This is a genomic window from Dolichospermum circinale AWQC131C (assembly GCF_000426905.1).
Classification (GTDB): domain Bacteria; phylum Cyanobacteriota; class Cyanobacteriia; order Cyanobacteriales; family Nostocaceae; genus Dolichospermum; species Dolichospermum circinale.
In genome coordinates this window covers 1-4,432 of the sequence record NZ_APIY01000424.1, presented here as the reverse complement: position 1 = coordinate 4,432, position 4,432 = coordinate 1, and the positions used below count along the sequence as shown (strand labels likewise).

Genomic DNA, 4,432 nt, shown 5'->3' with positions numbered 1-4,432 from the left:
AGTTTCTCAAAAATTTGAAAAAATTAAAAAATTCTAAAAATTTAAAAAAAAACTTCTTTTTTTTGGTCTGAACCGATTGACTTGCACTGCGCGGCATGATATCCTGATAATGGGAATGCGTCCCTCGATAAAAATTTTGCTGACACTCCATTATATTTATATGACTATAATAACACACCGAAAGCGACCCGAACCTTAAAAATAAAAAATTTTTTTCAAAAAAACTTATTTAAAATAGAAAATCAATAACTTTAACTTATGAATTAGTCATAACATGAATATAAATTACCATTACAGCGGATTAATATAAGGGTGAGGTACACTTTTGGCGGGCAAGACTTGTACTGAGCCTGGTCGAAGTATGCCCGCACCACAAGAGTTTTATTATTAATATCTGTACTTCATAATATCGGAAACTGCTATACAACACCATTTTATTATTAACTGATCACAAGAAAAAGAAAAAATGTAAACGTGGTAAATTACCCAAATACATGAATAATTAATCACATATTGAAAATGAAGAGGTAAAGAAATGCGGGCTTTTGTGACTGGTGGTACGGGGTTTATTGGTTCTCATGTGGTGCGATCGCTGTTACAATCAAAATACCAAGTTACAGCTTTAGTCCGTCCTCATAGTAACCTGGACAATTTACAGGGTTTGGCTGTAGATATTGTTAAAGGTGATGTAAACGACGCGAATATTTGGGAACAGATGCAGGGGTGTAATTACTTATTTCATGTTGCTGCCCATTATTCATTGTGGCAAAAAGACCGGGATTTGCTATATTTGAATAATGTACAAGGGACGCGCAATATTTTAGCAGCAGCGCAAAAAGCGGGAATTGAACGTACAGTTTATACTAGTTCCGTTGCGGCTATTGGTGTGGGAAAACCTGGGGAAATTGTGAATGAAACCCATCAAAGTCCGGTAGAAAAATTGGTGGGAGATTACAAAAAATCGAAGTTTTTAGCCGAACAAATAGCAATATCAGCAGCTAATCAAGGTCAGGATATTGTGATAGTAAATCCTAGTAGTCCCATTGGTCCATTAGATATTAAACCTACACCAACCGGGGATATTATTTTACGGTTTCTGCGGCGGCAAATGCCCGCTTATGTAGACACAGGGTTAAATTTTATTGATGTGCGGGATGTAGCTAAGGGACATTTACTAGCATTAGAAAAAGGGAAAAAAGGCGATCGCTATATACTAGGTCATGAGAATCTTAGCTTCAAACAACTTCTAGAACAACTTGCCCAAATCACGAATTTACCTGCACCACAAACATCTATACCAGCTTGGATACCTCTAACAGTCGGCTGGGTAGAAGAAAAAATCCTCGCACCTCTAGGGAAAACCCCAACAGTTCCCATAGATGGTGTTCGCATGGCACAGCAACCAATGTATTATGATCCTTCTAAGGCTATCCGCGAATTAGGTTTACCTCAGTCCCCCCTGAGTGTAGCGCTCAAGGATGCTGTAGATTGGTTCGTGTCTAGTGGTTATGTGAATAGGTGACAGGTTATAGGTGACAGGTTATAGGTGACAGGTTATAGGTGACAGAAATTAACTACCAATCACCAATCACCAATCACCAATTACCAATTAATTACCAAACAAATTGAGGAGTGTTAGTTTCATGGCGATTAATCTACAACAAGCAATAGATATAGGTAAATACTTAGTTACACAACGCTTATTAGGGCGGAAACGCTTTCCCCTGGTATTAATGCTAGAACCGCTGTTCCGGTGTAATTTAGCTTGTACAGGTTGCGGTAAAATCCAGCATCCAGTGGAGATACTCAAGCAAAATCTGACTCCAGAACAGTGTTTTGCAGCGGTGGAAGAATGTGGCGCACCGGTTGTTTCCATTCCCGGAGGAGAACCATTATTACATCCCCAAATCAGGGAAATTGTTGAGGGTTTAATTAAACGCAAGAAATATATTTACTTGTGTACCAATGGTTTATTACTAGAAAAGAGTCTCGATAAATTTCAACCTTCTCCCTATCTCACCTTTAGTGTGCATTTAGATGGAATGCGAGAATGGCATGATAAATGTGTAGATAGAAAAGGGGTTTTTGATACTGCTGTCCAAGCAATTCGCGCTGCTAAAGCCAAGGGTTTTCGTGTCGCTACCAATACGACCATTTTTGAAGGTTGTAATGTTGAAGAAATGCAGGAGTTTTTCGATTTTCTGGAAACATTGGGAACTGACGGAATGATGATTTCTCCTGGTTACAGTTATGAATGGGCTCCAGATCAAGATCATTTTCTACAAAGAGAACAAACCCGCGCTTTATTCCGGGAAATTCTCATACCTTACACCTCTGGAAAGAAAAACTGGAACTTCAATCATAATCCTTTATTCTTAGATTTTCTCATTGGTGAAAAAGACTATGAATGCACTCCCTGGGGTAGTCCTAGTTACAGTGTTTTAGGTTGGCAAAAACCTTGTTATCTGTTGAATGAAGGCTATTATGCAACCTTCCAAGAGTTGTTAGATAAAACTGATTGGAGTCAATACGGACGCGCTAGTGGTAATCCCAAATGTGCTGATTGTATGGTACATTGTGGTTATGAACCGACAGCAGCAATGGACGCAATGCAGCCAAAAAATATTGCCCGTTCTCTAACTACTGTATTTGGGAAGTAACAGTCTGAATCAGGATTTAAGGATTTGAGGATGTACAGGATTAAATAATAGTTAAGTGATATTTAATCTTGTTAATCTTCTCATCTAGAAAATCCTGATTCTGATCATGAAAAATATCTAAATCAGGATCACCAAAATTTAGCATCTACCAAGGATAATTTATGACAGTCAATATGACAATTAACAAAGAAAAAGCTATCAATCTAATTTTGCTAGGATTGACTATACAATTTGCTCCATTGATTATATTTTCAATATTTTTGCCATTTTTGGCAATATTTAAGGAATCTTTAAACAGTTTAAGTCCGACTTTGAATCTATTAATATCTTTGTTAATTTTAGGATTTTTTTTAGTAGGATATGGATTTTTTGTTAAAGGTTGTGGGCTTTATATTGAAAGTAAAGGGTATGTGTCTAATTGGGGATGGTTAGGTTTATTAAATATATTTGGCTTATCAATTTTATTACTTATTCCTACCAATAAAAATGTCGCCTCTTTAGAGGATGAAAGTTTACTACAGAACCCATTTAAGAAAATTAATATTCCAGAGTTGTTATTAACTTTGTTTATTTCACTACCAGTTTTATGTATTTTGATAGTAGGGATTTTTAGCTTATTGAATAATTTAAGCTTTTCTACTTTGCTTAAAAATACTGGTATTGGATCAGTAATAGGTATAATTATTTATGTTGGTTGGTTATTTATTTTATTGACACAATTCCCAACAACGGAGTTTATTTTTAATAAAATTATTGGTTACAAAAATAAATATAATTGGAAAATAATTTCAATTACTGTTTTTATATGCGCTTTTTCCACAGGATTTAGTTCTTTAAGTTTATATGTATTATCCTTCATTTTACCACATTATGTAGAATATTATATTAATAATAATATTACGAATATTTGGGAACTTATATTCACAGGCTTTTCAGTTATGCTTTTAGCACCTGTAACTGAAGAATTACTGTTCCGGGGAATAATATTACAAAAATGGTCCATTAAATGGGGGGTAAAAGTAGGAATTTTAACTTCTTCTTTTCTATTTGCAATTGTTCATTTTCGATTTGATATTATTAACTTATCTTTGATGGGTATTATTCTGTCAATTTTGTATTTGAAAACAAGAAACTTACTAGCTCCAATATTTTGCCACTTTTTTTATAATACCTTCTGCATAATATTAACAACTATAAATTATTTTAGTAAATCAGAAAGCGAAAGAATTGCATTTATTTCCCTACAAGAGTATCAAAATTCGGTTCAACCATTATTGGGTCAACTAGTTTTTCTGATATCTATATCTGCTCCCTTCCTGATTTATTTTGTATATAAGAACTTTCCTAAAAATGATGCAATTATTCCTTATTATGCTAATGATGCTAAAACAGATGAAACCAATTAACTATTATACTAGATGTAGGAGTGCTGAGAGCTATATAACCCACATTCCGCACCCCCGGTGTCACAATCTGTAATTATGGCTAACGCCACGCTCCGCTATCGGATCTAACTTGAGCTTGAGTCATGTTCACCATATTTGACCTGATTGTTTCTTCAGGGTTGCATGGATTATCAAATTGACTAAACTCAGCAATGACTACAGATTTATCTTGTTTAAGTCTCCTTTCCTTAAACTCATTCCACATTTTCCTAAAGTAAATAGCACCCTGTCCAGCAGTGTCACCTTCACCTTGGGGAGTAGAAGTATAGTCATTTAACTTAAGAATGAGACATTAAGATACACAATAATCACGGATGATTTCATCTA

The 4,432-nt window shown here is 35.0% G+C and carries 3 protein-coding genes; all 3 read left to right on the top strand.

All coding sequences use genetic code 11. The features are described from left to right. The first annotated feature begins 535 nt into the window (after positions 1-535). The 3 genes from hpnA to ACIR131C_RS23775 all read left to right on the top strand — a co-directional run bounded on the left by hpnA (position 536) and on the right by ACIR131C_RS23775 (position 4,066). Positions 536-1,522: a hopanoid-associated sugar epimerase gene (gene hpnA, locus ACIR131C_RS0100655; RefSeq protein ID WP_028088684.1), complete on the top strand. Its 987-nt coding sequence runs from the start codon at positions 536-538 to the stop codon at positions 1,520-1,522. Between the two features lie 121 nt (positions 1,523-1,643). Next, positions 1,644-2,660, top strand: coding sequence for an adenosyl-hopene transferase HpnH (gene hpnH / locus ACIR131C_RS0100650; protein ID WP_028088683.1), 1,017 nt, complete (start codon positions 1,644-1,646; stop codon positions 2,658-2,660). 161 nt (positions 2,661-2,821) lie between these two features. Beyond that, positions 2,822-4,066, top strand: a complete 1,245-nt coding sequence (locus ACIR131C_RS23775) for a CPBP family intramembrane glutamic endopeptidase (protein WP_051347437.1) — start codon at positions 2,822-2,824, stop codon at positions 4,064-4,066. The last annotated feature ends 366 nt before the right edge of the window (positions 4,067-4,432 follow it).